Below are 3,201 nucleotides of genomic sequence, written 5' to 3'. Positions count from 1 at the left end.
CGCAGGTGGAAGTGCCGGGGCTGGGAGACCGGGGACCGCGCATGCTGAGCAAGCAGGCCCTGGCGGGCGTGATCGAGCCGCGCATCGAGGAAATTTTTTCGCTGGTCCAGCAGGTGATCCGCGAGTCGGGCTACGAAGAGGTGTTGTCTTCGGGCATCGTCATTACCGGTGGCAGTGCCGTCATGCCCGGCATGGTGGAACTCGGGGAGGACATCTTCCTCAAACCGGTTCGCCGGGGCATACCGCGCTACAACAGTGCGCTGTCAGACATGGTGGCCCAGGCCCGGGCCGCCACGGTCATGGGCTTGCTCGAAGAAGCCCGGCTGGCGCGCATGCGGGGCTACAAGGTGTCGCAAAAGGCAGGCAGTGTGCACAACGCATTCGGCCGGGTCAAAGACTGGTTTGTGGGGAATTTCTGATGAATACCTATTCCACTTTTATCGGCAGGCCCTCACGTTGTATGCATTCAGGCGGGGCGGATCCCCCTGCGTAAGCCGGTCATGTCAAACATAAATACAACGTTCTGAAAATTTTGGCAACTGCAGTTTATTGATTAGGAGGCTCCCAATGAGCATCGAAATGATTGAAATCGAAGAATTCAACCAGGGCACACAGATCAAGGTGATCGGTGTGGGCGGCGGTGGTGGCAACGCCGTTGGGCACATGATCGAATGCGGCGTGCAAGGCGTCGAATTCATCTGCGCCAATACCGACGCGCAGGCACTCAGCCGCGGCAGTGCGCACAAGACCATCCAGCTGGGTGCCAGCGGCCTGGGTGCGGGCAGCAAGCCCGACAAGGGGCGCGATGCGGCAGAGCTGGCTGTGGACGACATCCGCAGCGCCATTGCCGGCGCGCACATGTTGTTCATCACCGCGGGCATGGGCGGCGGCACCGGTACCGGTGCCGCCCCCGTGATCGCACGCGTGGCCAAGGAGATGGGCATCCTGACCGTCGGCGTGGTGACCAAGCCGTTTGATTTTGAAGGCGGTCGCCGCATGACCAACGCCGACCTCGGCCTGGCAGAACTTGAAGCCAACGTTGACTCACTGATCGTGGTGCTCAATGAAAAGCTGCTCGAAGTGCTGGGCGACGACGTCACGCAGGATGAGGCTTTTGCGCATGCCAACGACGTGCTGAAAAACGCCGTGGGCGGCATTGCCGAAATCATCAACGTGCCCGGCCACGTCAACGTCGACTTTGAAGACGTGCGCACCGTGATGGGTGAACCCGGCAAGGCCATGATGGGAACGGCCAAGGCCAACGGTCCTGATCGTGCGCGCATCGCCGCCGAACAGGCTGTAGCTTGCCCGCTTCTGGAAGGCATTGACCTGTCGGGCGCCAAAGGCGTGCTGGTGCTGATCACCGCGGCAAAGGGCTCGCTCAAGCTGAGCGAATCCAAGCTGGCGATGAACACCATCCGCGCATACGCCTCCCCCGATGCGCATGTGATCTACGGCACGGCCTACGACGATGAACTGGGCGACGATATCCGTGTGACCGTGGTCGCAACGGGCTTGTCCCGCCAGGGCGTGCGCCGCCATGCGCCGCCGCTGCAGGTGCTGCGCACGGGTACTGACAACGTGCCGTTCAACGTCCCGACGCTGAACACAACGGCCAATGGCGCCGGTGCGGCGCAGACGGCCATGGGATCGGCCCAGCCCGACTACGGCAACATGTCGGTGCCCAGCGTGTGGCGTACCAACCGGACCCAGGCGGCCGCAAAAGTCGATGCCCTGGCCTCCGGCGGGATGGACGACTTCGAGATTCCGGCCTTCCTGCGCAAGCAGGCTGACTAAGGTTCCCGCAAAGCAGGGCGAAAGGGGCGGGCTGGTAGTCCGCCCTTTTTTTTGGCCTTGCAACGCAGAGCGTCTCCAGAACAAAGAGGTCGCCATGGATATACGAGGGTTTTGCGCCGCGCTGGTTGTTTTGTCCGCGCAGTCTGCGCCCGCCCAGACCGCCAGGCCCGAGGCGGCCGAAAAAGTGAGTTGGCCCAGCATGGTGTGTGCGGGTACTCCCTTTGTCTGCAACAAGCTCGATGCGCAGGGCTACCTGTTCAGCCAGCCCGGGCAGACGAAGATTGTGCTGATCTCGCACGGATCTCAGGGCATCGACAGCCGGATGTTTGACTATGTGGACAGCCTTCAGAAGGAGGGTTTCGCAGCGCTGGTGATCGATCACTGGAAGCCTCGAGGCATCGACGTGACGCACAACGACTATCCGGCGGCATCGCGCAAAGGCGGTAACGAATTCAATATGGCCATTGACAGCCTCGCAGCTGCCGGCTGGCTGCGCGGCCGCGGTTTCGAGAAGGTCGGCAGCATCGGTGAGTCGCAGGGTGGCGGTGCCGCAGTCATGATGCAGCAGAAATTCGCCCACGCACTGATTGAGCGCAACATGCGGCGCTTGTACGCCGACGACTTCAACCTCAAACCCGTCGATGCGGTGGTGGGTTTGTATGGCTACTGCGGTTACCGCAATGYCCGGCGTGACGCCTACGTGAATTCCCCATTTCTTTTCATCACGGGTGAAGTGGACGACGAAACCCCGAGCCGGTACTGTGAACGCCACGTGGGCTGGATGAACGGGCGCGGCGGCAACGCGAAGATCGTGGTACTGGAAGGCGAGGGCCACAGTTTCGACGCGCCTTACAAACGGCAACGCAATGTCTTTGGGCCGCACTATGCCAAATGCGATGTTCTGGTTGACGAATCGGGCGTGACCGAACTTAACAGCGGCATCACCATGCCCGGCGACGACGTCAACGCCATGATGGCCCGATGTGTCAGCAAGGTTTTCCACACGGGCTACTGGAAGAATCGCTTCGTCGCGGTGCCGCACTGGACGGCATTCTTCAGGCAGCACCTGTAACAAGGCAAAACCTGTAGCACTTTGGCTATGGTGGCCATCAAACACTCCAACTGCGGCAATCGGCTGCAACACTTAAAATCACCCATATGCTTCAGCAACGTACCCTTAAATCCCTGACCAGAGCCGTGGGCGTGGGCCTGCACAGCGGCCAGCGGGTGGAACTGACCTTGCGGCCGGCGGCGCCCGATACCGGGATCGTGTTTCGCCGTGTGGATTTGCCGCAGCCGGTGGACATCGCCATCTCTGCGCAGGCCGTGACGGACACACGGCTGGCTTCCACCATTTCCAGCGGCAACGCCAAAGTGCATACGGTAGAGCACCTGATGTCGGCG

3 protein-coding genes and 1 pseudogene are annotated in these 3,201 nt (G+C 61.4%); all 4 read left to right on the top strand.

The genetic code is table 11. From position 1 onward, the window contains the following. Positions 1-419 (top strand): annotated as a pseudogene (locus AC1D1P_RS18765) (cell division protein FtsA); the annotation flags it as partial. Positions 420-567: 148 nt separating this feature from the next. After that, positions 568-1,797 (top strand): cell division protein FtsZ, encoded by a 1,230-nt coding sequence (gene ftsZ, locus AC1D1P_RS18760; protein WP_477668397.1) that lies wholly within the window; start codon positions 568-570, stop codon positions 1,795-1,797. Between the two features lie 94 nt (positions 1,798-1,891). After that, positions 1,892-2,869, top strand: coding sequence for a dienelactone hydrolase family protein (locus AC1D1P_RS18755; protein ID WP_477674009.1), 978 nt, complete (start codon positions 1,892-1,894; stop codon positions 2,867-2,869). An 86-nt stretch (positions 2,870-2,955) separates the two neighbouring features. Then, on the top strand, positions 2,956-3,201 hold a 246-nt coding region (locus tag AC1D1P_RS18750), incomplete at its 3' end, for a UDP-3-O-acyl-N-acetylglucosamine deacetylase (RefSeq protein ID WP_477674008.1).

This window comes from Polaromonas sp. P1_E1_2, from assembly GCF_056406035.1.
This window is presented reverse-complemented; position numbering and strand designations above follow the sequence as displayed.

Excerpts from the sequence above, each read along its gene's own strand:
- ftsZ (WP_477668397.1), top strand. The coding sequence starts at position 568 with ATGAGCATCGAAATGATTGAAATCGAAGAATTCAACCAGGGCACACAG.